The sequence below is a fragment of the Faecalibacterium prausnitzii genome, assembly GCF_003287495.1.
In the GTDB taxonomy this organism is placed as follows: Bacteria; Bacillota; Clostridia; order Oscillospirales; family Ruminococcaceae; genus Faecalibacterium; species Faecalibacterium prausnitzii_I.
Genome location: NZ_PRLE01000003.1, coordinates 252,152 through 278,896 on the forward strand (window position 1 = coordinate 252,152; position 26,745 = coordinate 278,896).

Annotated in this window: 28 protein-coding genes and 1 tRNA gene; 10 read left to right on the forward strand and 19 right to left on the reverse strand. The window is 58.7% G+C overall.

Going from position 1 to position 26,745, the window contains the following annotated elements; all coding sequences use genetic code 11:
• Nucleotides 1-16 precede the first annotated feature (16 nt).
• The 4 genes from C4N22_RS07115 (at nucleotide 17) to C4N22_RS07130 (ending at nucleotide 3,639) form a co-directional block, all read left to right on the forward strand.
• A complete protein-coding gene (locus tag C4N22_RS07115; RefSeq protein ID WP_022256609.1) occupies nucleotides 17-238 on the forward strand; it encodes a cation transporter in 222 nt (73 codons plus the stop codon).
• 284 nt (nucleotides 239-522) lie between these two features.
• Complete coding sequence (locus C4N22_RS07120) at nucleotides 523-2,415, forward strand: heavy metal translocating P-type ATPase (RefSeq protein WP_112148473.1); 1,893 nt, start codon at nucleotides 523-525, stop codon at nucleotides 2,413-2,415.
• 139 nt (nucleotides 2,416-2,554) lie between these two features.
• Nucleotides 2,555-3,313 (forward strand): AzlC family ABC transporter permease, encoded by a 759-nt coding sequence (locus tag C4N22_RS07125; RefSeq protein ID WP_112148474.1) that lies wholly within the window; start codon nucleotides 2,555-2,557, stop codon nucleotides 3,311-3,313.
• Nucleotides 3,310-3,639 carry a branched-chain amino acid transporter permease gene (locus C4N22_RS07130; RefSeq protein ID WP_022256612.1) on the forward strand — a complete coding sequence of 110 codons (330 nt, stop codon included), beginning with the start codon at nucleotides 3,310-3,312 and terminating at the stop codon, nucleotides 3,637-3,639. The genes C4N22_RS07125 and C4N22_RS07130 overlap by 4 nt, the downstream gene beginning before the upstream one ends.
• 58 nt (nucleotides 3,640-3,697) lie before the next feature.
• Here the strand turns inward: C4N22_RS07130 and C4N22_RS07135 are convergent, their stop codons facing one another.
• On the reverse strand, nucleotides 3,698-4,705 hold the full coding sequence (locus tag C4N22_RS07135; RefSeq protein ID WP_022256613.1) for an asparaginase: 1,008 nt from the start codon (nucleotides 4,703-4,705) through the stop codon (nucleotides 3,698-3,700).
• A gap of 144 nt (nucleotides 4,706-4,849) precedes the next feature.
• Here C4N22_RS07135 and C4N22_RS07140 point away from each other — a divergent pair, with 144 nt between their 5' ends.
• Together C4N22_RS07140 and C4N22_RS07145 are read left to right on the forward strand one after the other, a co-directional pair.
• On the forward strand, nucleotides 4,850-5,707 hold the full coding sequence (locus C4N22_RS07140) for an NAD(P)/FAD-dependent oxidoreductase (RefSeq protein WP_112148475.1): 858 nt from the start codon (nucleotides 4,850-4,852) through the stop codon (nucleotides 5,705-5,707).
• A gap of 3 nt (nucleotides 5,708-5,710) precedes the next feature.
• Complete coding sequence (locus C4N22_RS07145) at nucleotides 5,711-6,409, forward strand: Crp/Fnr family transcriptional regulator (protein ID WP_022256615.1); 699 nt, start codon at nucleotides 5,711-5,713, stop codon at nucleotides 6,407-6,409.
• Nucleotides 6,410-6,460: 51 nt separating this feature from the next.
• On the opposite strand, the gene C4N22_RS07150 is transcribed toward C4N22_RS07145, so the two are convergent.
• Nucleotides 6,461-7,003 (reverse strand): hypothetical protein, encoded by a 543-nt coding sequence (locus C4N22_RS07150; RefSeq protein WP_112148476.1) that lies wholly within the window; start codon nucleotides 7,001-7,003, stop codon nucleotides 6,461-6,463.
• A gap of 69 nt (nucleotides 7,004-7,072) precedes the next feature.
• Complete coding sequence (locus C4N22_RS07155) at nucleotides 7,073-7,708, reverse strand: hypothetical protein (RefSeq protein WP_112148477.1); 636 nt, start codon at nucleotides 7,706-7,708, stop codon at nucleotides 7,073-7,075.
• Nucleotides 7,709-7,965: 257 nt separating this feature from the next.
• Between C4N22_RS07155 and C4N22_RS13245 the strand changes: the two genes are divergently transcribed.
• The 3 genes from C4N22_RS13245 to C4N22_RS07165 are packed head-to-tail and all read left to right on the forward strand — an operon-like array spanning nucleotide 7,966 to nucleotide 9,175.
• Nucleotides 7,966-8,238, forward strand: coding sequence for a hypothetical protein (locus C4N22_RS13245; RefSeq protein WP_431602981.1), 273 nt, complete (start codon nucleotides 7,966-7,968; stop codon nucleotides 8,236-8,238).
• Nucleotides 8,238-8,651, forward strand: a complete 414-nt coding sequence (locus tag C4N22_RS13250; protein WP_431602982.1) for an alpha/beta hydrolase-fold protein — start codon at nucleotides 8,238-8,240, stop codon at nucleotides 8,649-8,651. Before C4N22_RS13245 ends, C4N22_RS13250 begins: the two co-directional genes overlap by 1 nt.
• Nucleotides 8,648-9,175, forward strand: a complete 528-nt coding sequence (locus C4N22_RS07165; RefSeq protein WP_242980979.1) for a YaiI/YqxD family protein — start codon at nucleotides 8,648-8,650, stop codon at nucleotides 9,173-9,175. Before C4N22_RS13250 ends, C4N22_RS07165 begins: the two co-directional genes overlap by 4 nt.
• A 221-nt stretch (nucleotides 9,176-9,396) precedes the next feature.
• On the opposite strand, the gene C4N22_RS07170 is transcribed toward C4N22_RS07165, so the two are convergent.
• From C4N22_RS07170 to C4N22_RS07240, 15 genes are all read right to left on the reverse strand, one after another.
• A tRNA-Ser gene (locus tag C4N22_RS07170) sits at nucleotides 9,397-9,487 on the reverse strand.
• A gap of 215 nt (nucleotides 9,488-9,702) precedes the next feature.
• Nucleotides 9,703-10,623: an ornithine carbamoyltransferase gene (argF, locus tag C4N22_RS07175; protein ID WP_112148478.1), complete on the reverse strand. Its 921-nt coding sequence runs from the start codon at nucleotides 10,621-10,623 to the stop codon at nucleotides 9,703-9,705.
• Nucleotides 10,620-11,825, reverse strand: a complete 1,206-nt coding sequence (locus C4N22_RS07180; protein ID WP_112148479.1) for an acetylornithine/succinylornithine family transaminase — start codon at nucleotides 11,823-11,825, stop codon at nucleotides 10,620-10,622. Before C4N22_RS07180 ends, argF begins: the two co-directional genes overlap by 4 nt.
• Nucleotides 11,826-11,895: 70 nt before the next feature.
• A complete protein-coding gene (gene argB / locus C4N22_RS07185) occupies nucleotides 11,896-12,750 on the reverse strand; it encodes an acetylglutamate kinase (protein WP_022256577.1) in 855 nt (284 codons plus the stop codon).
• A 205-nt stretch (nucleotides 12,751-12,955) separates the two neighbouring features.
• Entirely contained in the window at nucleotides 12,956-14,185 is a 1,230-nt protein-coding gene (gene argJ, locus C4N22_RS07190) for a bifunctional glutamate N-acetyltransferase/amino-acid acetyltransferase ArgJ (RefSeq protein WP_112148480.1), read from the reverse strand.
• 25 nt (nucleotides 14,186-14,210) lie between these two features.
• Nucleotides 14,211-15,152 (reverse strand): N-acetyl-gamma-glutamyl-phosphate reductase, encoded by a 942-nt coding sequence (gene argC, locus C4N22_RS07195; RefSeq protein ID WP_112148481.1) that lies wholly within the window; start codon nucleotides 15,150-15,152, stop codon nucleotides 14,211-14,213.
• The gene (argH, locus tag C4N22_RS07200; protein WP_112148482.1) at nucleotides 15,149-16,549 is read right to left on the reverse strand and encodes an argininosuccinate lyase; all 1,401 of its coding nucleotides are present in this window, start codon (nucleotides 16,547-16,549) and stop codon (nucleotides 15,149-15,151) included. Before argH ends, argC begins: the two co-directional genes overlap by 4 nt.
• A 236-nt stretch (nucleotides 16,550-16,785) precedes the next feature.
• Nucleotides 16,786-18,018 carry an argininosuccinate synthase gene (locus C4N22_RS07205; protein ID WP_112116105.1) on the reverse strand — a complete coding sequence of 411 codons (1,233 nt, stop codon included), beginning with the start codon at nucleotides 18,016-18,018 and terminating at the stop codon, nucleotides 16,786-16,788.
• A 302-nt stretch (nucleotides 18,019-18,320) separates the two neighbouring features.
• Nucleotides 18,321-18,635 (reverse strand): GIY-YIG nuclease family protein, encoded by a 315-nt coding sequence (locus tag C4N22_RS07210; RefSeq protein ID WP_022256572.1) that lies wholly within the window; start codon nucleotides 18,633-18,635, stop codon nucleotides 18,321-18,323.
• Nucleotides 18,622-19,449 carry an MYG1 family protein gene (locus C4N22_RS07215; protein ID WP_022256571.1) on the reverse strand — a complete coding sequence of 276 codons (828 nt, stop codon included), beginning with the start codon at nucleotides 19,447-19,449 and terminating at the stop codon, nucleotides 18,622-18,624. The genes C4N22_RS07210 and C4N22_RS07215 overlap by 14 nt, the downstream gene beginning before the upstream one ends.
• A gap of 136 nt (nucleotides 19,450-19,585) precedes the next feature.
• Nucleotides 19,586-20,587, reverse strand: coding sequence for a hypothetical protein (locus tag C4N22_RS07220; RefSeq protein ID WP_112148483.1), 1,002 nt, complete (start codon nucleotides 20,585-20,587; stop codon nucleotides 19,586-19,588).
• A gap of 208 nt (nucleotides 20,588-20,795) precedes the next feature.
• Nucleotides 20,796-22,325 (reverse strand): ATP-grasp domain-containing protein, encoded by a 1,530-nt coding sequence (locus tag C4N22_RS07225; RefSeq protein WP_181567182.1) that lies wholly within the window; start codon nucleotides 22,323-22,325, stop codon nucleotides 20,796-20,798.
• A gap of 88 nt (nucleotides 22,326-22,413) precedes the next feature.
• On the reverse strand, nucleotides 22,414-23,169 hold the full coding sequence (locus tag C4N22_RS07230) for an esterase family protein (protein ID WP_022256568.1): 756 nt from the start codon (nucleotides 23,167-23,169) through the stop codon (nucleotides 22,414-22,416).
• Between the two features lie 77 nt (nucleotides 23,170-23,246).
• Nucleotides 23,247-24,014 carry an alpha/beta hydrolase gene (locus tag C4N22_RS07235; RefSeq protein ID WP_022256567.1) on the reverse strand — a complete coding sequence of 256 codons (768 nt, stop codon included), beginning with the start codon at nucleotides 24,012-24,014 and terminating at the stop codon, nucleotides 23,247-23,249.
• A 164-nt stretch (nucleotides 24,015-24,178) separates the two neighbouring features.
• Nucleotides 24,179-25,258, reverse strand: coding sequence for a branched-chain amino acid aminotransferase (locus tag C4N22_RS07240; RefSeq protein ID WP_112148484.1), 1,080 nt, complete (start codon nucleotides 25,256-25,258; stop codon nucleotides 24,179-24,181).
• A 203-nt stretch (nucleotides 25,259-25,461) separates the two neighbouring features.
• Between C4N22_RS07240 and C4N22_RS07245 the strand changes: the two genes are divergently transcribed.
• Nucleotides 25,462-26,118, forward strand: a complete 657-nt coding sequence (locus C4N22_RS07245) for an HAD family hydrolase (protein ID WP_112148485.1) — start codon at nucleotides 25,462-25,464, stop codon at nucleotides 26,116-26,118.
• A 69-nt stretch (nucleotides 26,119-26,187) separates the two neighbouring features.
• Here C4N22_RS07245 and C4N22_RS07250 read toward each other — a convergent pair whose 3' ends face one another.
• Nucleotides 26,188-26,556 (reverse strand): RidA family protein, encoded by a 369-nt coding sequence (locus tag C4N22_RS07250; RefSeq protein ID WP_022256564.1) that lies wholly within the window; start codon nucleotides 26,554-26,556, stop codon nucleotides 26,188-26,190.
• Nucleotides 26,557-26,745: the final 189 nt, after the last annotated feature.

Here is a 26,745-nt window from a genome sequence, read left to right on the forward strand (position 1 = left end):
AAGGCTGGTACTTACGATGAAGAAGACCTACAAGATCGAAGTGGACTGCGCCAACTGCGCCGCCAAGATGGAAGACGCTGCCAACACCGTTTCCGGCGTGGCAAAGGCAACCGTCAGCTTTATGACCCAGAAGATGAACGTGGAGTTTGCTGAGGGTGCAGACCCCAAGGCCACCATGCAGGAAGTGCTGACCGCCTGCAAGAAAGTGGAGGACGACTGCGAGATCTTCGGCATCTGATCTTCCGGAACCTCGGAGCCCCTCCCCCGGGAGGGGCCTTTTTATACAGCGGAACGCTTTTGTGGAAAAAGAAACAGGTTTTCCACAGTTTCCACCTGGTTTTCAACATTTCTTGCGGAAAAGTGCAAAAAGAGACGCCAAACAGCCTCTTTTTGTCGGGAAAAGTCTGTGGAAAAGGCGGGGGAAAACGTGGAAAAGCCCACTTACTGTGGAAAACAGGTGGAATCGGACGAAAACTCCCCCTGAAAACCCGTGCCGAGATCCGCGCAAAAGGAGAGACTGAGATGAACAAAAAACAAAAGAAAATGCTCAAGCAGATCATCGCAGCGGTGATCCTTGTAGCCATTTTGAAACTGCTGCCCAGCTTCCCCACGCCGGTGGAGCTGGTGCTGTACTACATCCCGTATCTGGTGGTCGGCTGGGACGTGCTCCGCAAGGCCATCAAGGGCATCAAGAACCGCCAGCCCTTTGACGAGTGCTTCCTGATGGCGGTTGCCACCGTGGGTGCCTTTGCCCTGGGCGATTACGTTGAGGGCTGCGCCGTTATCATCTTCTATCAGATCGGCGAGCTGTTCCAGAGCGTGGCCGTGGGCAAGAGCCGCCAGAGCATTTCCAGCCTGATGGACATCCGCCCGGACTACGCCAATATTGAGGGCGAGGACGGCAAGCTGGAACAGGTAGACCCGGATGAGGTCGAGATCGGCACCACCATCGTGGTCCAGCCCGGCGAGCGCATCCCCATTGACGGCGTCATTCTGGAGGGCGCTTCGGCCCTGAACACCGCCGCCCTCACCGGCGAGAGCCTGCCCCGGGACGTCAAGGCCGGGGATGAGGTCATCAGCGGCTGTGTCAACGTCACCGGCCTGCTGAAGATTCAGACCACCAAGGAATTTGGCGAATCCACCGTCTCCAAAATTCTGGACCTCGTGGAAAACTCCAGCATGAAGAAAGCCCGGGCCGAGAACTTCATCACCCGCTTTGCCCGGGTGTACACCCCCGCTGTCTGCTACGGCGCTCTGGCACTGGCATTCCTGCCGCCCATCGTTCTGCTGTTGATGGGCCAGCCCGCCCGCTTTGGCGACTGGATCTACCGCGCCCTGACGTTCCTCGTCATCAGCTGCCCCTGCGCGCTGGTCATCTCCATCCCTCTGAGCTTCTTCGGCGGCATTGGCGGCGCTTCCGCCTGCGGCATCCTCGTCAAGGGCTCTACCTATCTGGAAGAGCTGGCCCGTACCGGTGTGGTGGTCTTTGATAAGACCGGCACCCTGACGCAGGGCACCTTTAAAGTCACCGGCATTTATCCCACGGAGGGCACCTCGCAGGACGCTCTGGTGGAGGCCGCGGCCCTGACCGAGAGCTGGTCCAAGCATCCCATCTCCCTGAGCGTCAAGGCCGCTTATGGCAAGGAGATCGACCAGAGCCGCGTCACCGACGTGGAGGAGCTTGGCGGCTACGGCGTTACGGCCAAGGTGGACGGCAAAGCCGTGGCCTGCGGCAATGCCCGCCTGATGGCAAAGCTGCGCCTGACCGTCCCTGCCGTCACGGAGGCCGGCACCATCGTTCATGTGGCCATTGACGGCAAGTATGCAGGCTACCTGCTCATTGCCGATGTGGTCAAACCCCACAGCGCACAGGCCATCAAGGGCCTGAAACAGGCCGGTGTCCGCAAGACCGTCATGCTGACGGGCGACGCCGAGCCGGTGGCAAAAGCCGTTTCCGCCGAGCTGGGCCTGGACGAGTACCACGCTGGCCTGCTGCCGGGCGACAAGGTCGATCAGATCGAGAAGCTGCTGGCCTCCAAGCAGCCCAAAGAGAACCTCGCCTTTGTGGGCGACGGCGTCAACGACGCCCCTGTTCTGTCCCGTGCGGACATCGGCATTGCCATGGGTGCTCTGGGCTCCGACGCTGCCATTGAGGCCGCGGACGTTGTCCTGATGGACGACGACCCGGCCAAGATCGCGCTGGCCATGCGGATCGCGCGCCGCACCAACGGCATCGTGTACCAGAACATCGTCTTTGCGCTGGGCGTCAAGGGCATCTGCCTCATCCTCGGCGCGCTGGGCATCGCCAGCATGTGGACGGCCATCTTCGCCGACGTCGGCGTCATGATCATCGCCGTCCTCAACGCCACCCGCGCCCTCTACATCAAAGACCTTGCCAAAAAGAACGAAGCCTAAGATCCCCTTTCTCATCAAAATACAACACCCCCGCCGAGAGCTTTCCAAAAGCTTTCAGCGGGGGTGTTTTGCATCCGGAAACCACCTCTTGCAAAGCAGGATAAACCTGTTATAATACTAGATTGGAGGGTTGAATAAAATGCAACAGACGAATCAAACCATTTTGACCCCGTCCCGCGATTCCTCCGGGGCGGTTTTGGCGGCGCTGAAAGCCGCGTTCCCCCAAACCATTCCGGTGCTGACGGGGTATTTTGTGCTGGGGCTAGGCTACGGCATCTATGTGCAGTCGTTGGGCCTGCCCATCTGGCTGCCGCCCCTGATGGGCACCGTGGTGTACGGCGGAAGCCTGGAATTTGTGCTGGCCTCCCTGCTGCTGGACAGCTTTTCGCCCCTCTCTGCCTTTTTGATGGCGCTCATGATCCAGGCCCGGCACCTGTTCTACGGCCTGACCATGCTGGAGCGCTATAAGGGTTACGGCCCGCGCGGCTTTTACATGATCTACGCCATGAGCGACGAGACGTTTTCCATCACCTGTTCGGCCGAGCCGCCCGAGGGGGTAGACCGTGGGTGGTTCATGTTCTTCATCACCCTGCTGGACCAGATCTATTGGGTGGCCAGCGCTTTTCTGGGGGCAGCGGTGGGCTCCATCCTGCCGTTCAGCACCGAGGGCGTGGATTTTGTCATGACAGCCATGTTCGTGGTCATCTTCCTCAACCAGTGGGAGAAAGAAAAGCAGCACTACTCCGGCTTCATCGGGCTGGCGGTGCCGTTTGTCTGCCTGCTGGTGTTTGGCTCCGGCAGTTTTCTGATCCCGTCCATGATCTGCATTCTGGTGCTGCTGCTCGTGCTGCGCAAGCCCATTGAGCAGGCTGATAAAACCGAGGAGGTGGCCCCATGAGCGGAGTCCAGTTTGGCATCACCATTGCCGCCTGCACGGCAGCCACCATGCTCACCCGGTTTCTGCCGTTCCTGATCTTCTCGTCCAAGGACCAGCAGCCGCCGGAAGTCGTCCGGTATCTGGGGCGGGTGCTGCCCGCCGCCATCTTCGGAATGCTCATCATCTACTGTCTCAAAGGCGTCAGCGTCTTTACGGGCAGCCACGGCATCCCGGAGGCCATCGCCATCGGCGTGACCATCGCGCTCCACAAGTGGAAGCACGAAACACTGGTATCCATTGCAGGCGGCACGCTCTGCTATGTGCTGCTGGTGCAGCTTGTATTTTAACGTTTGTACCGCAAAAAGGACACGGCGCGCTGTCGTGTCCTTTTTTGCTGCCAACCGATCAATGATAAAATGTATCAAAATTGATCTGACGGTAGAACCGCTGCTGGAGCTGGTCGAAGCTCTCGCAGTTCTGGGCCAGCAGCCACATCACCTTGGTGATGACCGCCTCAATGGTCATGTCATGGGCTTCCAGGAAACGGAAGCGGTTCTTGACCCGTTTGCCCACCTCGTAAATGCCCACATCGCTGCCCTCGTAGGTGACCTGAGTGGTCAGGATCAGGATTTTGTGGGTCTGGTCGTAGTCGCCCAACCCCTCGGCAAAGGCGTCCATCAGCCGCTGCGGGATGCCGCCCACGCCAAAGCTTTCCACGATCACACAGTCGTAATGTTGAAAGATGGCCGGGATCAGCTCGGGGCTCAGGCCGGGAGTCAGCTTGAGCAGAAAGACTTTGGGGTTGAGCGCCCGGCCAAACTCCACCGGGCCGGTGGGCCAGGGAGAGGGGACATACCGCACCAGCCGGTCGCCCTGCACCAGCGCCAGCGCCGGGAAGTTGACCGACGCAAAGGCATCATAGCTGATGGTCTTGTTCTTTTTGGCGCGGGTGCCCGCGATGACATGCCCGCCGAACACCACCATCACGCCCCGGCTCCCGGGGTCCAGCGCACAGATCACGCTGTCCCGCAGGTTTTTCTTGGCGTCGGTGATCTCATTGGAGATGGGCTGCTGGGCGCCTGTCAGGATGATGGGCTTGTCGGCGTTCTGAATGAGGTAAGAAAGGGCCGCCGCCGAGTAGGCCAGCGTATCGGTGCCGTGGCAGATGATGAACCCATCGTAGAGGGCGTAATTCTCCTGCACAGCCCGGGCCATCATGAGCCAGTGCTCGGGGCCCAGGTCGGTGCTGTCGATGCTGCACAGAGCCAGTGTCTCAGGGCAGCAGAGCTCCTGCAGCTCCGGCAGGTGGGCCAGCAGCTCCTCGCTGGAAAGGACGGGCTTGAGCCCCTGGGCCGTGCGCACACTTGCAATGGTGCCGCCCGTGGTGATAAAAAGCAGGCGTTGCTTGGACATAAAATGGAAGCCTCCATGAAAATTCAAATCATGGAACCAGTATAACACAATCCAAAACTTTTTGGAACTCAGTCACGGAAAACGGGCAGATTTTGTGTATAATAGAAGTGTAAGCAAACATCGGACCTGAAAAGGAGAATATAAATGTCGAACATTGTCATTATCGGTTCCGGCCCGGCGGGCGTATCGGCTGCACTGTACGCCGCGCGGGCAGGCGTGGACACCACCATCCTGACCAAGGGCCCGGGCGCCCTGGACCGCGCCGAGCTCATCCAGAATTACTACGGCTTTGCCGAGCCCATCTCGGGGGCAGAGCTGGAGCGCCGGGGCATGGAGGGTGCCAGAGCTGTAGGCGTGAAATTCGTCACCGCCGAGGCCGTTGGCCTGACTTATACCGATAAGCTGACGGTCGAAACGCTGGACGGCGATTACCCGGCAGACGCCGTCATTCTGGCAACCGGATCTTCCCGGGCCGCTCCCCGCATCCCAGGGCTGACCGGGCTGGAGGGCCACGGCGTGAGCTACTGCGCCACCTGCGACGCGTTTTTCTACCGTGGCAAAGATGTGGCTGTGCTGGGCAGCGGCGAGTATGCCCTGCATGAAGCGCAGGCACTGCTCCCGGTGGCAAAAAGCGTCACTTTGCTGGCCAACGGCCAGCCTCTGACCGCGGAGTTCCCGGCAGAAGTGGCTGTCCGCCCCGAAAAAGTAGAAGCCATTCTGGGGGAACAGCGGGTCTCCGGCGTCCAGCTGGCAGGCGGCGAGACTGTGGCACTGGATGGCGTGTTCGTCGCATTGGGCGTGGCAGGCAGCACCGCTCTGGCCCGCAAGCTGGGGGCCGAAGTGGACGGGAACCGCATCGTCACCGATGCGCACATGATGACCACTCTGCCCGGCCTTTACGCGGCAGGCGACTGCACCGGCGGCCTGCTGCAGGTTGCCAAGGCCGTGTACGAGGGTGCCCTTGCGGGCAGCGAGGCCGCCAAGGCCCTGCGGAAAGGATGAATCATGCCGGAATTGGATAAAAAGTCCCCTGTCTGCCCGGACTGCCTGGCCTGCGGCTTCCCGTTCTGGGAGCAGCTGACCCCGGAGGAGCAGGAGTTTCTCTGCCGCACCACCCGGCCGGTCAAGTACAAGAAAGGGGAGCGGGTGCACAGCCCCGTGGAAAACTGCGTGGGCATCCTGCTCCTCCGCACCGGCCAGCTGCGAGCCTATCTCCTCTCCGAGGATGGCCGGGACGTGACCCTTTACCGCCTCTTCCCGGGGGAGGTCTGCATCCTCTCGGCCTCCTGTGTCATGGATTCGGTCAATTTTGATCTGTACATCGACGCCGAGGAGGACACCGAGGCCTACTGCATCGGCGCTGGAACGTTCCGCCGCCTGATGCAGCAGAATGTTCACGTCCGCTGCTTTGCCTACCAGATGACCGCGGAGCGCTTCTCGGATACCATGTGGACGATGCAGCAAATTCTGTTTATGAGCGCCGACCGCCGCCTTGCCATCTTCCTCACCGACGAGCTGGCCAAGACCGGCGGCAGCGATGTCCGCATGACCCACGACCAGATGGCCCGCTATATGGGCTCCGCCCGCGAGGTGGTCAGCCGCCTGCTGAAATATTTCGCGCAGGAGGGCTGGGTGCGCCTCTACCGTGGCGGCGTGGAGGTGCTGGACAAGCAGAAGCTGCAGGAGATCGCGAGAGGGCAATAACATCAACAAAAACGAGCCATTTACAAGTACCGCTGTAAATGGCTCGTTTTCTCACTTTGCGACTGTGATCCGGACTCTTGCCGCAGCCTGTCCGGTGGGCTGTTCCGTTTCCAGATCGTATGCTGTAAACAGTGCTGTTGCCGTATAGCTGCCGCCGGGCAGGACTGTCTCCAGCGGCACCGCCTGAATGTGATATCCCGGTTCTATGAGGCCGGAGGCATACAGCACCTCCCCGGTATCATCCCGGCTCAGAGTGACGCTCATCAGATGGTGATTGGCCGGAATATTTTCCACCCGCAGCTCCGCTTCCGCTCTGCCGCTGGTCATCCGGATATCCGGGTTGATGGAGATGTTGAACATCCCTTCCTGCACGACTTTGTCCAGCTCTGCCTGAATCTCCGCCTCCGACTTTCCCTCGTACTGACCTATCGTTGCATTGGGGTCACGGGCTCCCGGAGCAAAGGCCTGCTTTGCGCTGTTCGGCGTCTTCAGCAGGAAAACGCCTGCCGTCACGGCAGAAACCAGCACCAGCGGAAGCCCACGGGACAGGAGAAATTTCAGGCCAAGGAGGACTTGTTTGTGATACTCCCGCATCCAATGCACCCACTTTCTCAAACGATAAAAACACCGGGGCGGGCGAGCCCCCGCTCCGGTGGAAACAGTTTATCCTTTTGGATTTGGCCCATATATCTCGCCTGGCTCTATGGTATACGCAATCGTGAAGAGTTCCTGCTTATCGGCCCACTTCGCACTGATGCCATTCACTTTTCCTTTAAACTCAAATTCAATTTTTCCGCCCTGATCGACATTCCAGGTGTTATAGGTCGTGGGCTCAGTCCCAAACGATTGCTTTGTATTATCACTCCCAGACACAAAGGTAATCGTATCCGAAATAGGACTCATACTGCCCGGATTTGTTCCAGTCATCGTCAGATAAATCTGCCGATCCTGCAAATTCTCATCACTCTCTACAAAAGAATATGCTGCATCGAGCATGGTTACGCGGATATCCGAAACATGAAAAATTTCAGAGCCCGTATTGGTAATTGCATAGCCCCCTGGACAAACAAAATCACCATTGCGTTTGACTGCAAAAGTGACATTGAGAGGAACTGTTGCAGAAAGATTTGCCGGTACTGCAACGACGCTGAATGTAGTCTGGGCTTCATTGTTCTGGAACAGATTACCCTCTCCCGTAACTTCCTGCCCATAGTCTTCTTCTGCTAAGGCAGTCAGGCTGAGGCTCAACGCCAAAACAAATGCGAGGACAATGGTAACAAGCTTCTGCAAATGTTTCATAGGACAGCCCTCTCACATCAAAGCAGCAGGCGAATATTCACAAAACTATTATACATGAGCCAGAAATTATATGCAATACATTTTAACAAAATTTTTGTTCGCACTTTTAATTTTTTGAGAAGAACGTGAAACACGGACGATGAACAACTGTACCATTTTGCAGATATGGCCGATGCCCACGAACGCCTTTTGAATTGCAAAATGATTTTTCAGTTGCTATACTGGGCTTATCAAAATTTTTTCGGGAGGCTGCTGCAATGACCGCACAGACAATGCAAATCGGGAACAGACCTTGCCGCATTTACGGCGAAGCCCATGCAGAATACCTGCTGCTCCAAATGACCGGCGAACACGAGCTGCAAAGCATGGAAAGCGAGATTGCCGCTATTGCACAGAGTGCGCACCACTTTTTGTTTGCGGCCGTGCCCGTGGAAAGCTGGAACGCGATGCACTTTCTCCGTGGAAGTCTCCTGCCGTGTGGGGAAAGCAAGGGTTTGGCGGCAATGCTGCGGACACCTTGCGCTTTCTGATGGAACAGGTCATCCCCACACTGGAGCAGCAGTTTGATCTCCCGGAAAACGTCAAAATCATTCTGGGTGGCTATTCGCTGGCCGGGCTGTTTGCGCTGTGGGCATCCACCCAGACTGATCTGTTCTATGGTATCGCCGCCGCCTCGCCCTCTATTTGGTTTCCGGGCTGGATGGAGTTTGAGCAGCAGCACCCGATACAGGCACAGCGCGTTTATCTGAGCCTTGGCAACAAGGAAGAGCGCACGAAAAACACCGTCATGGCTGCAGTAGGGGATAATATCCGCACCCTGCACAGTCGGCTTGCAGAGCGTGGCGCAGACTGCACCCTTGAATGGAACAGCGGCGGGCATTTCAAAGACGCCGACCTGCGCACGGCGAAAGCCTTTCAGTGGGCGATGGAGGAACACACATGACCATTCGCGTTTGCGAAGCAATGAACGCCCCAGTGGGGCGTTTAAGCGACAGAACGGTTTGCGAAGCAAATGGAGGGGTCTTGCCCCGACAAGTTCTGATTGATGCAGACGGCTGTCCGGTCGTCGATCTGACGTTGCAGATTGCAAAGCGGGTCGGCGTTCCTGTCATCATCCTGTGCGACACAGCTCACCAAATCGAGCGGGAAGGTGCGCAGACGTTGGTGTTCGACAAAGGAGCGGACAGCGTGGATTTTGCCCTCGTCAACCGGGTAAAACCGGGGGACGTGGTCGTAACGCAGGACTACGGGCTGGCGAGTATGTGCCTTGCCAAGTGCGCCCGGGTGCTGAACCAGAACGGTCTGAAATACACCGCCGACAACATAGACGCTCTCATGCTGCGACGGTATGAAAACAAAAAGCTCCTCCGTGCCGGAAAGCACCCCAAGGGGAGCCCAAAACGGACGAAGGAGCAGGATGCCAAGTTTGCGGACACGCTTGAGAAGATTCTGAGCAAAAATTATTGATACTGTGATGAGGCAAAAGCGGTCTTTCTCTGCTTGATGCAAAATAAAAAGTCGCAGATTCGTTTGAATCTGCGACTTTTGGCGGAGATGGTGGGCATTCTCCCGCGGGCTAAGCAACAGCCCACAGGGCTGATTGCTTGCGGTCTGCGGACCGCCGCCCTGTTCTCATCCGCACCATCTTGGCCGCAAAAAAGGCACCAGCCTGAGCCGGTGCCTTTTGTTGGCGGAGATGGTGGGATTCGAACCCACGTGCCCGGTTAAGGACAAAACGATTTCGAGTCGTTCTCGTTACGACCACTTCGATACATCTCCATATTCTGTTCCGCTCGAATCTCACGGAGGACTCATCTCCCGCACCATTCAAGCCTAATTATTATAACAAAAACTCCGCTTTCCGTCAACCGTTTTTCATCTGTCCCGCTCCACGCCGGAATGCACCGTGCTTTTCTATTTTGCATTATAACAAAACCGGCGTCTGCCGCTCGGATGAGTCTGGCAGACGCCGGTTTCTGTTTTTGAAAAGAACATTATTTTCCGCCCAGCAAGATGGCCAGAACGGCTTTCTGGACATGGAGGCGGTTCTCAGCCTCGTCAAAGATCTCATCCGCATGGCCTTCAAAAACGGCCGTGGAGATCTCCTCGCCCCGGTGGGCGGGCAGGCAGTGGAGCACCATGTGGTCGGGCTTGGCCGCTGCCAGCAGGCTGCTGGTGAGCTGGTAGCCTGCGAAATCCCGCAGGCGCTGCTCGCTGTCCTGGGTGCCGGGGCGGGCCGTGTTCCAGACAGCCGTTACCACCACGTCGGCGTCCTTGACGCCCTCGGCGGGGTCGGTCGTCAGGTGGAATTTTTCGCCGTACTTGTAGGCGAACATCACCACATCGGCCGCCGGGCGGTAGTCCCGGGGGCAGACACAGGTCACGCTCATTCCGGCCAGCAGGCCGCCCACGATGAGGCTGTTGGCCATACTGCTGCCGTCGCCCACAAAGCAGAGCTTCTGACCCGCCAGCGTGCCCCGGCGCTCCCGAATGGTCATCAGGTCGGCCAGCACCTGGCAGGGGTGGGCGTAATCGGTCAGGCCGTTGATGACGGGCACGCCCGCCAGTTCAGCAAATTCTTCCAGATCGCACTGACGGTAAGTGCGCCAGACGACGCAGTCATAATAGCGGCCCAGCACTCGTGCGGTGTCCTTGAGGGGCTCGCCACGGCCGGACTGCTGCAGCTCGGTGGCCGCGTTCATGTAGTGGCCCAGACCGCCCAGCTGGTAGACGCCCACTTCAAAGCTGTTGCGGGTGCGGGTGGAGTTCTTGGAGAACATCAGCGCCACGCTTTTCCCCGCCAGCAGGGGAGGGGTGCCCCCGGCTTTCTGCTGGGCTTTGAGCTGGTCGGCCACATCCAGGATGTGGGTCACCTCGCCGGGGGTGAGGTCGCTCATTTTCAGCAGATGTTTCATGCCGTTTCCTCCACCGTCTTGGGCTGCATCCCGGTGAGCACTTCGCCCAGAATTTCCAGCGCCATGTCCACATCGTGGGCGGTGAGGGTCAGCGGGGGCAGCAGGCGGAGACGGGTCTTGGCCGTCAGCACCAGCAGGCCCTTTTCACGGCAGGCAGCCAGCACATCGGCGGCCTGGATGCCCTCCAGGAAATCAATGCCCACCATCAGGCCAATGCCCGAAAGGCTTTTGACCCGGGGCAGTTTGGCAAGGCCGGTGCGGAGCTGGACGGCCCGCTCATTGACATTGGAGAGGAACGCGGCGTCCATCCGGTCCACCACCACGTTGGCACCGGCGCAGACCACCGGGTTGCCGCCAAAGGTGGAGCCGTGGCTGCCGGGGCCCATGCCTTCGGCCACTTTTTCATTCATCAGCACCGCGCCAATGGGCAGGCCGCCGCCCAGGCCTTTGGCCAGCGTAACGAGATCCGGCTTGAGGTTGTAGTGCTCACAGCAGAGGAATGTACCCGTGCGGCCCACACCGGTCTGCACCTCGTCCACAATGAGGATGAGGTCTTTTTCATCGCAGAGCGCGCGGACGGCCTGCACATATTCCGGGTCCAGCGCCATGACACCGCCCTCGCCCTGCACCAGCTCCAGCAGGATGGCGCAGGTGTGGCGGTCCACCAGCTCGGTCAGGGAGTTGATATCCCCCGCCGGGACATACTGGAAACCGTCGTTGAACGGGCCGAAGTACTGGTGGAAGACCTCCTGACCGGTGGCGGTCAGGGTGGCGATGGTACGGCCATGGAAGCTGTTGACCAGCGTGATGATCGTATCACGGCCCTTGCCGTAGTGGTCAAAGCTGTATTTGCGGGCCGCCTTGATGGCACCCTCGTTGGCCTCGGCACCCGAGTTGCCAAAGAAGACTTTGCTCATGCCGGTGCGCTTGCAGAGCTTTTTGGCCAGCTTGCCGCAGGGGGCAGTGTAATACAGGTTGGAGGTGTGCTGCAGCTTGTGGGCCTGCTCCGACACGGCCTCGGCCCAGGTCAGGTCGCAGTAGCCCAGACTGTTGACGCCGATGCCGCTGGTAAAATCAAGGTATTTCTGGCCCTCGGGGCCCTCGGCATAGAGGCCGTGGCCTTTTTCGAGGACAACAGGGTTGCGGCCATAGGTATGCAGGACATATTCATTGTCCCGCTTGATGACTTTTTCGGAATCCATAATGTTACCTCCTGATCGTAGGGCTTCTCTTGCTCTCTATTATATCGCCCTACTGTGCTTTCCGCAATCCTTATTCCCGATGGCTGCGGCGGTAGAAACGGGTACCGGAGCCGCGGTCCGAGAACAGCTCCAGAAGGATGGAGTGGGGCACACGGCCATCAATGATGACAGCCTCGTGCACGCCCTGATAGATGGCATCGGCCATGCCGCCGATCTTGGGGATCATGCCGCCTGCAATGATCCCGGCGGATTTGTAGCCCTCGATCTCGGAGACTTCCACCTCGGGGATGAGGGTGGTCTCATCGTCCTTATCCCGCAGCAGGCCGGCAATATCGGTCATGGAGACCAGCTTCTCGGCCTTGAGGGCAATGGCGATCTGGGCCGCGGCCGTATCGGCGTTGACATTGTACGCCTGGCCCAGGTCGTCCATGCCAACCGTGGCGATGACCGGGATGAAGCCGCCGTCCAGCAGGCTGGAGATCAGGGTTGCGTCCACATGGACGATCTCGCCCACATGGCCCAGCTGGGGGTCCAGCTCGGTGCAGCGGAGCATCTGGCCGTCCATGCCGCACAGGCCCACGCCGCGGCCCCGGAGCTTGGCCACGAGGTCTTTATTCACCTTACCGGCCAGCACCTGCTGGACGATCTCCATGGTGGCGTCGTCCGTCACCCGGAGGCCGTTGGCAAAATGGCTCTCGACGCCCACTTTTTTGAGCATCTCATTGATGGCCGGACCGCCGCCGTGCACCAGCACCACCCGGACGCCCAGCAGGGTCAGGGTGACGAGGTCGTTCATGACGGCGTTCTTCAGCTCTTCGTTGATCATGGCGTTGCCGCCGTATTTTACCACCATGGTCTTGCCATGGTATTTCTGGATATAAGGGGTGGCCTCCGAAAAAAGCCGCGCCATTTCTTCGTTTTTCATATACTCTCCTTGCCGCCAGCACACTTGCTCCGGCATTTGCTTTCCACCAGACAAACTCCTTCCGTCATCGCTGCGCGATGCCACCCATTCCCCTTCTGGCACTTTCGTGCCACCTCCCCCGGCCGGGGGAGTCTTTCTCAAGGAGGGAGGCTTTCAGGCCCCCTCTGTGAGGGGGCTGTCGCCGCAGGCGACTGGGGGAGTTTCATTAAGTTCTGTAATCGCCGTTGATCTTGACGTAATCGTAGGTCAGGTCGCAGCCCCACGCCTTGGCGGAGGCGTCGCCCGTACCCATGTCCACCTTGACCAGCACGTCGTGCTCGGCCAGCACCTTGGCAGCTTCTTCCTCGCTGTAGGGGTGGTAGGCGGCGTTCTCGCAGACATAGACCTCGCCTGCTTTGCTCGAAAGCCAGACGCAGACTTTATCAATGGAGAAATCGCCGGGGGTGTAGCCGATGGCGCAGAGGATGCGGCCCCAGTTGGCGTCACGGCCAAAGACGGCTGCCTTGAACAGGTTGGAGCAGACCACGCTGCGGGAAACGGCACGGGCTGTTTTGAGGTCGGGGGCGTGGGTCACTTCGCAGGTGATGAGGTGGGTCGCGCCCTCGCCGTCGCCAGCGTGCTCGGCACACATGTGCTCCGCAATGGCGGTCAGGGCCGCCACAAAGGCGTCATAATCGGCGTTTTCCTCGGTGATCTCCGGGTTGCCCGCCAGACCGGACGCCATGATGATCAGGGTGTCGTTGGTGGAAGTATCCAGGTCCACGCTCATCTGGTTGTAGGTGCCCGGGACAACGGTCTTGAGGGCCTTTTCCAGCAGAGCGGGGGAGACGGCTGCGTCGGTGGTGTAGAACGCCAGCATGGTGGCCATGTTGGGGGCGATCATGCCGCTGCCCTTGCCGATGGCACCCACGGTGCAGGTCTTGCCGCCCAGCTCGAACTGGATGGCGTACTCCTTTTTGTGGGTGTCGGTGGTCATGATGGCCGTTGCCGCGTCGGTGCTGCCCTGCTCGGTAGCGGCCAGCTTGGCGGCTGCCGCCGGGATGCCCCTGGCAAACGGGTCAATGACCATGGGCTGGCCGATGACGCCCGTGGAGGCGGGCAGAACATCCTCGGCGGGCAGATCCAGTGCCTTGCCCACCAGCTCACAGCACTCCTCAGCCAGGGCCACGCCGTTGGCGGCGCAGGTATTGGCGTTGCCGCTGTTGACGAGGATGGCCTGTGCATAGCCGTCTTTCAGGTGGGCGCGGTCCACCTTGATGGGAGCGCCGCAGACCTTATTGGTGGTGTAAACGCCCGCTGCCGCGCAGCGCACGTCCGCCTTGATGAGAGCCAGATCGTATTTCTCGGTGTGGCCCGCCCGGATGCCGCAGCAGACGCCTGCGGCTGCAAAACCCTTGGGCGCGCAGATGCCGCCCGCTACTTCCTTGTAACCCATTTTCTTTCCCCCTATTTTCGGAACATTACTCTAATCCAGCCACTTCATCCAGACCCAGCATCAGGTTCATGCACTGGATGGCAGCGCCGGAAGAACCTTTGCCCAGGTTATCGAACAGGGAGACCAGCATCATCTGGTCGCCCGCCGCGTTGACCGTCATGTACAGCTCCATCCGGTCACTGCCCGCCATGGCGTTGGAGTAGAGGCCGTTTTCCGGCAGTGTCTCGTTCAGGGCGTGCACCTTGACGGTGGCGCCGTCCTTGTAGTAATTTGCAATGCCCTCCGCCACTGCTTCGGCGGGGGTGCCTGCCAGCTTGAGGTCCAGCGGCACCAGCACCTGCATTCCGGAGTAATAATCGCACACGACCGGCACAAAGGCGGGCGTGTGGGCCAGGCCGCTGATCTTCTGCATCTCGGGCAGGTGCTTATGGGCAAGGCCCAGGCCGTAGCTCTTGGGTGCATCCAGCTTGCTGTGAGCCGGGCGGTCCGGGCTCTCATACTCGGCGATCATTTTTTTGCCGCCGCCGGAGTAACCGGAGATCCCCGTGCAGCTGAACGGGGAATCCGCCGGGGCAAGGCCCAGCTCCACCAGGGGCCGGGCAATGCTGATGAAGCCGCTGGCATAACAGCCGGGCACAGCCACCCGGTAAGATCTCTGGATTTTTTCTTTTTGGCCGTTCAGCTCCGGGAAACCGTAATCCCAGGCCGGGTCGGTGCGGAACGCCGTGGAGGTGTCCAGCACTTTCACGTCCGGGCGGAGCAGAGGCATGACCTCTTTGGAAGCCGCGTCCGGCAGGCAGAGGAACGCCAGGTCTGCCGAGTTGATGACCTTGGCCCGCTCATGGACGTCCTTGCGCCCCTCGGCGGAGATGCTCAGCAACTCGATCTCCGGCCGGGCGGCCAGACGGTCGGCGATGCGCAGGCCCGTGGTACCCGAAGAGCCGTCAATAAATACTTTCACGCTCATGCGTTGTTCGCCTCCCATGCGGCCAGCTGGGCGTTTGCCAGCTCGATCTGGTGGTTGACGCTGCCCTCACTGGGGCCGCCGTAGCTGGTACGGCCCTCGCAGCACTTGATGAGGTCGATGGCGTCATAAATGTCGTTCTCAAACAGGGCGCTGTAACCCTTGAACTCGTCGAGGGTCAGCTCTTCCAGCGTCTGATCCTTGGCGATGCAGTCGGAGACCATGCAGCCCGTCAGCTTGTAAGCGTCACGGAACGGCATTCCCTTTTTGGTCAGGTAGTCGGCGCAGTCGGTGGCATTGATAAAGCCCTTGGCGGCAGCCCGGCGCATGTTGGCGGGCAGGGTCTTCATGGTGTCCAGCATCGGGGTCACGGTCTTGAGGCAGAGCTCCAGCGTGTCCACAGCGTCAAAGATGGCCTCTTTGTCCTCCTGCATGTCCTTGTTGTAGGCCAGCGGGATGCCTTTCATCATGACCAGCAGGGTGTTCAGGTCCCCGTAAACGCGGCCGGTCTTGCCGCGGATGAGCTCGGTGACATCGGGGTTCTTCTTCTGGGGCATAATGGACGAGCCAGTGGTGAACGCGTCGTCCAGCTCAATGAACTTGAACTCCCAGCTGCACCAGAGGATGATCTCCTCGGACAGGCGGGAGAGATGCATCATGCAGATAGAGATGGCGTTGGCCAGCTCGATGCAGAAATCACGGTCAGAAACGCCATCCAGGCTGTTGGGGCAGGGAGCCGCAAAGCCCAGCTTCTCGGCGGTGAACTGGCGGTCCAGCGGGTAGGTGGTGCCGGCCAGGGCGCCGGAACCCAGCGGGCACTGGGCGTCCATCCGGGCGGTGGCGTCCTCAAAGCGCTGCAGATCGCGCAGGAGCATCCAGGCATAGGCCATCAGGGCGTGGCCAAAGGTGATGGGCTGAGCCCGCTGCAGGTGGGTGTAGCCGGGCATGACGGCAGTGGTGTTCTCCGCCGCCTTTTTGCAGATGACCTTGACCAGCTCCACGATATAGCCCTGCAGCATGTGGCTGTAGTCCCGCAGGGTCAGGCGGATATCCAGAGCCACCTGGTCATTGCGGCTGCGGCCGGTGTGCAGCCGCTTGCCGGCATCGCCGATGCGGGCGGTGAGGGTCTGCTCCACAAAGGTGTGCACATCCTCGGCGTTGGGGTCGATCTCCAACTTGCCGGAAGCCAGATCGTCGGCGATGGAAGCCAGACCGTCGAGGATATCCTCACAGTCTTTCTCGGAGATGATGCCCTGTTTGGCCAGCATCGCGGCGTGCACGCCGCTGCCCCGCATATCCTGGGCGATCATCCGCTGATCAAAGCGGATGGAGGAGTTGAAATCGTTGACGCGAGAGTCCACCGCCTTGGAAAAGCGGCCTTTCCACAATTGTTCTGCCATAAAATAAAAACCTCTCTATCGCAGTTTGCGTTTTGAACGCACAAGCAACATCCGCAAACTGCATATCGCAAAGATGCCGTTTTGATCGGCACTATTTATGAAAATTGCGCTAAAAACGGCAAAGCCGCCGCAGGGGAAAACGCTCCTGCGGCGGTGCCGCCGGCATCGAGCCGGTTGATGGAAACCTCCGTGTGAAAGTGTGAAAACACACGGAGGGGAAGAATAGCTTAAATCAATTACTTGATTTCGGGCCAGTTCTTGGAGAGCTTTGCGCGCTCCTTGATGGACAGGCCGAACAGGTTGATGAAGCCGGTGGCATCGGACTGGTCGTAGTCCTTATCCACGCCGAACGAAGCGGTCTGCTCATCGTACAGGGTGAACGGAGAAGTAACGCCAGCGTTGATCATGTTGCCCTTGTAGAGCATCAGCTTGACATCGCCGGTCACGGTCTTCTCCAGGCTGTCGGCAAAGGCATCCAGAGCCTCGCGCAGCGGGGTGAACCACTGGCCGTTGTAAACGATATCGGCATACTTCTGGGCCAGCTGTGCCTTGAAGTGAGAGCTCTCCTTGTCCAGAGTGATGGTCTCCAGCACGTTGATGGCCTTGTACAGGATGGCACCGCCCGGGGTCTCATAGACACCACGGCTCTTCATGCCGACCAGACGGTTCTCCACGATGTCCAGCAGGCCGATGCCGTTCTCGCCGCCCAGCTTGTTCAGGTACTCCACCAGCTCCACAGCGCCCATCTCTTTGCCGTCCACGGCAGTGGGGATGCCCTTTTCAAAGTGCAGGGTCACATAGGTCGGCTTATCGGGAGCCTGCTCGGGGCTGACACCCAGCTCCAGGAAGCCGGGCTTGTTGTACTGGGGCTCGTTGGCGGGGTTCTCCAGATCCAGACCCTCATGGCTCAGGTGCCACAGGTTCTTGTCCTTGGAGTAGTTGGTCTCACGGTTGATCTTCAGGGGGATGTGGTGAGCCTCGGCGTAGTCGATCTCCTCGTCACGGCTCTCGATATCCCACTCACGCCAGGGAGCAATGATGGCCATATCAGGGCACAGAGCCTTGAGGGTCAGCTCAAAACGGACCTGATCGTTGCCCTTGCCGGTGCAGCCGTGGCAGATGGCGTCAGCACCCTCTTTGATGGCGATGTCGGCCAGAGCCTTGGCGATGCAGGGACGCGCGAAGCTGGTGCCCAGCAGGTAGTCCTCGTACTTTGCGCCAAACTTCAGGGTGGGGAAGATGTAGTTCTCAACGAAGTCTTTCTTCAGGTCCAGCACATACAGCTTGGAAGCGCCGGTCTTCTTGGCCTTTTCTTCCAGGCCGTCCAGCTCGGTGCCCTGGCCCACATCGCCGGAAACAGCGATGACTTCGCAGTTGTTGTAGTTCTCTTTCAGCCAGGGAATGATGATGGAGGTATCGAGGCCACCGGAGTAGGCCAGAACAACTTTCTTGATGTCTTCCTTTTTCATGATAATGGCTCCTTTATTTTCATGCTACACTTTTGTTTTTCCGCACCGGGCATCCCTCCCGGGCTTCTCGATCGCTCACTGTTCTTGAGTACGCTTTTATTATACGCCATGCGGCTTTTCCGTCAATTCTCAAACCCGCCAAACCTTGGCCCCTTTTCCGGTGAGATTTGCGTCAATTTGTATGTTTATTCAATATTTTATGTTTATATCCAAATTTTATGCAGTTCAGGCCTGTATATTCTTCTGTATTTTTTAAAATTATACACACAAAAGCGGCACCCGCTTCCACGGATGCCGCTGGTTTACCGCTTTGTTTCCGGGGCAAACGGGCAGCCCGCCGCGTTCCACGCCGTACAGAGCAGTTCTTTTTGTCCTTTGGGGAGTTTTTTCAGGGCGATCTCCCGGCGCAGGGCAGCGGATCTATCCGCGCAGCGCTCCAGGTACGCGAACCCCAGCGCCCCTTGTGCCCGGGTGTACTTGGCCCCCTTGCCGCTCTGGTGGGCCCGGAGCCGGGCGGCGGGGTCATTGGTCCAGCCCGTGTAGAGCTGCCCGCCCGCGCAGCGCACCATATAGACGAACGCGGGCTTTGGCCCGGATGCCGTCTCAGACGCGGCCATTGTTTTTCAGCACCTGACGGCAGGCGGCAAGGGCCGTCTCCTTATCCTTGGCCGTAATGAGGAAGCGGCTGGCGTGGCAGAAGCTGATGCCCGGGATCCCGCTCTTCTGTTCAATGACCTCCTGCGGCTGGCCGCCCCAGGACTGAGGGAACGGGAGCTTGGGTTTTTTGGTCTTGTGGTCGGTCACGCACTGAGCGCTCCAGCCGCCGCGCTGGCTGGGGTAGACCACAAACAGGGCATCGGTTTTATACAGACCGTTTTTCCAGGGCAGGTAGCAGGGCAGCACCACGATGCCGTCCCGGGAGTTCTGGTAGGCCTGCTGGACTTTCTCGTCCGCCCGGTTGACGGCGTTGGCGCTCTCGATCTGGTGCTCCAGAATCTGCTTTGCCACGGCCACCGCCTTGAAGAAGCAGGCGTCCTGGTCCTCCTTGGAGTCCCACACCGGGTTGAAGAAACCGATGGCGTCGCACAGGCTGTTCTGCTCGCCGGTGTTGTCGTTCAGGTCCAGCGGCTGGATGAAGTTCTCATCAATGAGGCGGGCCTGCCGCTCGCCCACCAGCCCCGGGCCCAGCACCCGCCACAGCAGGCCGAACGCCGCGTAAGGAACACCGTTGGCGCGGTACTCCCGCGGCTCCTGATGGTGGTCGAACATGCCAAAACCGATATCGTACACGATGCCGTCAAAATCGTCCGGCACCACAAAGCCGCGGGTGATTTTAATATCCGGGCGCAGGATCTGGAGCAGCGCCGTGGCAAACACGTCGTCCGCGTGGAACTTGCCGGCGTGCGTAAAGCCGTTTGCGGGAATTTTCATGGGTCGTTACCTCGTTCTTATTTGTTTGCAACCAGTATAACACATTCCGCGGCAGGGGACAATTAAAAACACAGCCCCGGGGCGGCAGATGCCGTTCCGGGGCTGAAGATTATTGGTTGTAAATTATATTCTTGTTTTACTCGCCCTGCATAAGCCACTTAAACTGATCTGTGACCTTATTGCCGTTCTCATCTGTAACGGTCAGGCCATTGGGGACGCCTTCCACGATAGTGATCGTATACTGCTTGCCCGCTTCATCGGCCAGCACAATCGTTGCCGTGCCGTCCGATTCAGAAGTGCTGACGTACTTATAGACCTTATAGCCGTCTTTCGGCCACTGGCACAGGCCGTTTGTGGTGTACTGGATGGTCTTATACTCGGTAACGTAATACTGCACACCGTCTGGATCCGGATGCGCATATTCAATCATCGTATACTTCGGCATACTGCCCTGATAGCAGATAGTGTACTTGGCTCCATAGGAATCCGTAAAGGTCTCAGCGTTATAGGGCTGGCCGTTCACTTTTACAACAGTCTTGTACATCTGATAGGGCAGATCCTCTGCACTAAAGCCAATATCATCCCACAGCTGGCCTTCATTATAGGCTCCCTGCTCGCCCACTGCAACCTTCGACTTTTCAAACAAGTTGTACAACCACTCTGTATTGTTCTCGACCGTTCCGAATACCACACTCGGAACCGAGGATGTGCTGTTGACAGACCTCATTTTCACATAGATGTCATTTCTATCCGCTGCAAGAATATAGTTCATTCCAGATTTATATGCTTTGTTCGCATCATATTCCACAGTGGTGTATTCCATGTACAGACCGGTGGACTGATGATTCTTCACATTCTGAACAAAAGCTGCATACTGGCTTCCGCTGAAGCTTGCGATCGGCGTACCCAAAGTGCCGGACCCGCCACCCTCACTTTCGGAACCAGTGCCAACATTTTTAAACTTGTCCGGTGCAGGCACAGCCACGGATATGCTTCCGCCATTGTTTCCGCTGCCGCCGCCATTGCCGCCGCCATTGCCGCCGGTGGAGCCGCCGCCACCACCGCCGCAGGCGGTCAGCATAGATACTGCCATGACAGCGGCCAGAGCCGTTGCCGCAATTCGATTGGACAATCTCATAATCGGATTCCTCCTATATGTTATTTCAGAAGCCGACCCAACGCGGCTCTGTAAGCCAATCTTACCCCCCCCTGTATAAAAATGTCAAGTGTTTTTCCGCAATTTGTCACATTGCAAAAAACGCCCCGCAAAAACTGGAACATCCAACAAAAAAAACAGCCGTCCTCCTTTCCAATCGGGAGAACGGCTGCATTATTTTACCGCATGGTTACTTTTTGCCTTTCCGGCTGGTCTTGGTCACAGCCTTGGTGGGCGTTTTAGTCACGGCTTTCGTGGGCTGGGTGGCGACGGCCTTGGTGGGCGTTTTGGTGACTGCTTTGGTCGGCTGGGTGGCAACGGCTTTTGTCGGGGTCTCGGTGACCGCCCTGGTGGGCACCTCTGCCACGGCTTTGGTCTTGGTTTCGGCCACGGCGGTGGTGGGCTTAATGGCAGGAGTCAGATCGGGCTTAGGGGTGACCGCTTTGGTGGAAGCCGCGTCCGGCTCGCCCAGAGCCAGCACCTCGGTCAGCTCTTTCTGCACCTTGGCGTTGATGGGGTCGGTGACGGCCAGCACATCGGAGTAGAACTGTTCCATCTCCTCGCGGGTGGAGAAGTTGGCCACATACATCTGGTTGCCCATGGCACCGGAGAGAGCGTCCGGGATCCGATCCACCATCTTCATGTTCTTCTGGTACTTCTGCATGATCTGCTCATGGCTGTACACAAAGTGCTTGCCATCGCGGCGGCCCGCAAAGGCGCAGTAATAGTGCTCGCCCACCGGCATATCGGTGCCGCCAAAAGCGATCATGTCGGCCCAGATCTTATAGACGTTGGTGGAGCGGGCAAAGTCGATCATGTCCGGGGTAAAGCCGCCGCAGGGACGCATGTTGACTTCCAGCGCCACGATCTGGCCCTTTTTGCCCATGCTGGTCTGGTCTTCGGTCATCCGGAAGAACTCAAAGTGGACAAAGCGGCTCTTGACACCAAAACTCTTGACAACGGCACGGCCAGCGGCGCGGGTGTCCTCGGGCAGGTCCTTGATGATGTAGTAGATGGAGTTGTCGTTGTCGTTCACGATGTCCATGATGGACATGGGGCTGACATTGCCGGCCTCAAAAATGGGGTTGCCGCTGCCGTCGATAATGGCGTCGTAGCTGTTGACCTCGGCGCGGACGAATTCCTCCATGATGTAGGAAACATCGGCGTGATTCTCCGCCTTGTAAGCCAGGAACTTTTTCAGCTCCTCCTCGCTGGAGAGCTTGTGGGTATCGGAGGCCCCCACGCCGTTGTCCGGCTTGACCACAACGGGATAGCCCACTTCCTCGATGAACTTTTTGCAGCCCGCAAAATCGTCTACCATGTGGTAGCGGGCGGTGGCAATGCCCGCTTTCTGGTAGTATTCTTTCATCTTGCTCTTGTACTTGATGCGGGGCATGTCCTCCGTCTGGAAGCCGGTGGTGATGTGGAAATCGGTACGCAGGGCAGCGTCCCGCTCCAGCCAGTACTCGTTGTTGGATTCCAGCCAGTCGATGCGGCCATGCTTGAACGCGAGGAACGCCACGGCACGGTAGACCTCATCATAATTTTCGAGGTTGCCGACTTTGTAGTACTCGTTCAGGCTTTCTTTCAGCTCCGGCTTCAGCTCATCATAGGGCTGGTCGCCGATGCCCAGCACGTTCATGCCGTTGTTTTTCAGCTCCCGGCAGAACTGCCAATAGTTGGTAGGGAAGTTGGGCGAAATAAAGATAAAATTCTGCATGGTGTTTACGATTCCTCTTTCCTCTATAAAGACGGCTTACGCCGTGCCAGCTCCCTGAGGGGGCTGTCGCCATAGGCGACTGGAGGAGTTACTCTCCCAGCACATACGGCATATAATACGCTGCCTGCTTGTACCACCAATCCCAGTCATGCTTGACATCCTGGCCCCACAGATCCACCCAGACGGGGATGTGCTTGGCCTCAAAAATGCGCTTGAGATACCAGGTGGTGTCCGGCTGCTCCCAGGCGCCCTGGCCGCAGCAGATGACCGCTTTCTGGTTGCGGAACAGCTCCATGTAGGGATGGTTCTCCGGGAAGTTGGCCATGTAATCCACGGGGGAGTTCATGTAGACCAGCTCGTCCATGTAATTGCCAAAGCCGTAAGCCGCCGTGTAGATGCCGCTGAGGGCCAGACAGCCGCAGAAGACGTCCGGGCGGCGGAGATACAGGTTGACGGCATGGGTGGCACCCAGACTGCAGCCAAAGGCGATGACGCCGGGGTTTCCGTCCCAGCCGTTCCGCTCCCGGGCGATCTGCTGGAGCTTGGGCACGGCCTCGTCCACGATGTAGCGGAGCCACTGCTCGTAGCGGCGGATGCGCCAGTAGGGGTTGCCGTTGGGGTCGGACCAGGTTTCTCGATCCAGCGTGTCGATGGAAAGCACCATCACCTTGCCGGAGTCGATCCACGGGGCCAGCGTGTCGGCCATGTGGAAGTCCTCAAAATCAAAGAAGCGGCCATCTTGGCAGGGGATATAGAGGATGGGGCGGCCTGCATGGCCGTATACCTTGCACTCCATCTCTCGGCCCAGGGCGGGACTGTAATCCTTAAAATACTGCATTTCCATCGCGGATACCTCCTTTTGTGCCCTCTCCGTCTGTTTCGCAGACCGTTCTCCCAGAGGGAGAGCCAAGGGCATCTGTCTTATTCAAGCCCATACATCAGGGTATGGAACACAAACGGCAGCTGCTTTTCCCAGCTGGCTTCGCTGTGGGTGCCGCCGGGCACCACCCGGGCGGTCAGGTTGATGCCACGGGCAAAAATTTTACCGCACATCTCGCCAAAGCCTTTCCGCATCCCCTCGTGGTTGCCCATCTCCTTGGAGCCGTAGTCCATGTAGAGGACGGTGCCCGACGCCAGCTTTGTGCGGGCGGTCAGGTTCATGAGGGCCGCCGGGGCCACCCAGAGGGAGGGCGAGAGTGCCGCTGCCCGGCCGAACACATCGTTGTAGGCCAGCAGGGCGTACAGGCTCATCAGGCCGCCCATGGAGCTGCCCCCGATGAACGTGTGAGCCCGGTCGGGCAGGGTGCGGTACTGGCTGTCGATGTATGGTTTGAACTCGTGGACGAACCAGTTAAGGGTGTCCTTGCCTTTGCCGTCAAAGTGGCCGTAGTTGGGGTCGTCAAAACGGTAGGGGGAATACTCCACCAGCCGCTCGTTGTTGGGGCCCGCATTGCACTCAATGGCCGCCACGATCACCGGGGTGTCGGTGTAGTCCAGATAATCGGCCATCCCCCAGCTCTTGCCATAGGTGGCGTCGCTGTCAAAAAACACGTTCTGGCCGTCGAACATATAGAGCACCGGATACCGGCGGTCCGGGTCTGCCTCATACATGGTGGGCAGATATACATAAGCGCGCCGCTCCTCCTCGCCGTTGACGGCCGGGTAGCGCACAGTCCACTTTTTGATCATCGTTCCAAAATCCCTCTCGTTCCCTCAGTTTCTTGTTCTGAGATTAGTTTAACACCGTAAATCAGGAATTGCAATAAAAAGCATCCGGATACGGCAAACGCCGCCGGGGTCCTGTCCTGGCGGCGTTTACAAAAATTCTGAACAGAAGAATTCTGGAAAGCGGCTTAGTATTTCTTCTCCACCGGAACGATCCAGCCCTTGGTATCGGGGATCTTGCCCCACTGCATCCCGGTCATGGTGTCGTACAGCTTCTGGGTGACAGGGCCGATCTTGCCGTCGCCGATGTAAGCGTGCTCGCCTTTCCAGACCAGCTCCTTGACGGGGGAGACGACAGCGGCGGTGCCGGTGCCGAAGACCTCTTCCAGCTTGCCCTCGCGGGCAGCCTGCATGATGTCAGCGATGGCCAGCTTGCCCTCGATGACCTCATAGCCCCAGTCTTTCAGCAGCTCAATGCAGCTGCGGCGGGTGACGCCGGGCAGAACGGTGCCGACGGTAGCGGCGGTGTAGACCTTGCCGTCGATCTTGAACATGATGTTCATGCTGCCGACTTCCTCGACGTACTTCTTCTCCACGCCGTCCAGCCACAGCACCTGTGCGTAGCCCTGCTCCTCAGCCAGCTCACCGGCCTTGATGGAAGCAGCGTAGTTGCCGCCGCACTTGGTAAAACCGGTCAGGCCGGGAGCGGCACGGATGTACTCGTCTTCGACGTAGATCCGGACGGGGTTGATGCCCTCAGCGTAGTAAGCGCCCGACGGTGCGCAGATGATGCAGAAGATGTAGTGCTTGGAAGCGTGCACGCCCAGGCCCACATCGTTCGCAAAGATGAACGGGCGGATGTACAGGGAAGCGCCATCGGTGTGGGGCACCCAGTCACGGTCCACGTCCACCAGAGTCTCAACCGCCTGGATATAATCCTCCACGGGGATCTTGGGGATGCACAGACGGTCAGCAGAATCCTGAAAGCGCTTGGCGTTGCACTCGGGGCGGAACAGCTGCACGGTGTCGTCCGCGGTGCGGTAGGCTTTCATGCCCTCAAAGATCTCCTGCGCATAGTGGAACACGACGGTAGCGGGGTCCAGCTCAAAGGGGCCATAGGGGACGATGCGGGCATCGTGCCAGCCCTCGCCCTCCGTATAATCCATCACGAACATATGGTCGGTGAACTTTTTGCCAAAGCCCAGCTTGCTCTCGTCCTGCGGCTTCTCCTTGGGAGAAGTGGTGCGGGTGATCTTGATATCCAACATGATAATTTTCCCTCTTTTCTGATCTCACACAGCCAACGCGGGCAGCACGCCCCGCGCCAAAAATGCCGAATGTTGTTTTCTATTATAGTATGCTGAATCATTTTTTCAAGGAATCAAAAAATCTTTCATCTTTGAGGCGTGTAAGTTGTGGTAAAGTATGATAGAATAAAGTGCGAAGCATCCAAAAGAAAGGACTCTTTTTTATGATAAACGGCGTGATTTTTGATATGGACGGCACCATGTTCGACACCGAGCGGATGTGGGCCACATTCTGGGACCCGGCCCTCAAGGCGCTGGGCCTGCCCTACAAAGAGGGCCTGGCCGAGGCCGCCCGGGGCACGGCGGGCGAGACCACCCGCAACGTGGTGCGGAGCTTTTACGGCCCGGACTGCGATGCCGATGGCATCGTGGAGAGTCTGCACCGGGTAGCGGATGAAGTCTTCCTCTCCGCCCCTGTCCCCAAAAAGCCGGGGCTGGACGCCCTGCTGGCCTGGCTGGACGAGCAGCGCCTCCCCATGGCCGTGGCTTCCTCCAGCCGGGAGGCCATGATCCGCAACAATCTGGACCAGTGGGGGATGACCCATTACTTCAAGGCTATCGTCTCGGGCCAGCATGTGGCTCACTCCAAGCCGGACCCGGAGATCTTCCTCCTGACCGCGAAAAAGCTGGGCGTGGAGCCCGCCCGCTGCCTGGTGCTGGAAGACAGCTACAACGGCGTCCGGGCCGGTGCCCGGGGCGGTTTTATCACCGTCATGGTGCCCGACCTCGTCCCCGCCGACGACGAGATGCGGAGCCTGTACACCATGGAGTGCGCCTCGCTGGACGAGGTGCTGGAGAAACTGAAAAACGATCAGCTGTAAAGCAAAAAGCGCTGTTGCAACACACAACAGCGCTTTTTGCTTTTCTTTATAGGGATAGAGAGCCTCCGCTTACAGCTCAGCGGTAGCCTCGATCTCGCACAGGACGTTCTTGGGCAGGGTCTTGACGGCCACGCAGCTGCGGGCGGGCTTGGAGGTGAAGTACTTTGCGTACACCTCGTTGAAAGCAGCAAAATCGCCCATGTCCGCCAGGAAGCAGGTGGTCTTGACGACCTTGTCAAAGCTGCTGCCGGCAGCCTCGAGGATGGCGCCAACGTTCTTGCAGCTCTGCTCAGCCTGAGCAGCGATGCCCTCGCCGACGGAGCCGTCAGCGGGGTTCACCGGGATCTGACCGGAGGTAATGACCAGGTTGCCGACCACAAAACCCTGAGAGTAGGGGCCGATTGCGCCGGGAGCTTTTTCCGTGTTGATAACTTTCATGATGCTTCTCCTTTTTTCTTCTTTCTTATCGTTCGGGAGCTGTCTGCCGCGGACAACGCCGCCGCAACTTGTTACTCCCTATAACAAGTAGTCTACACCTCCGCGCCCCGTATGTCAACGGTTTTGGGGGATTCCGCGCCGTGCTGGTGCTGCTTTTTTGATTCTCTTATTTATAATGTAAGTGGTCGG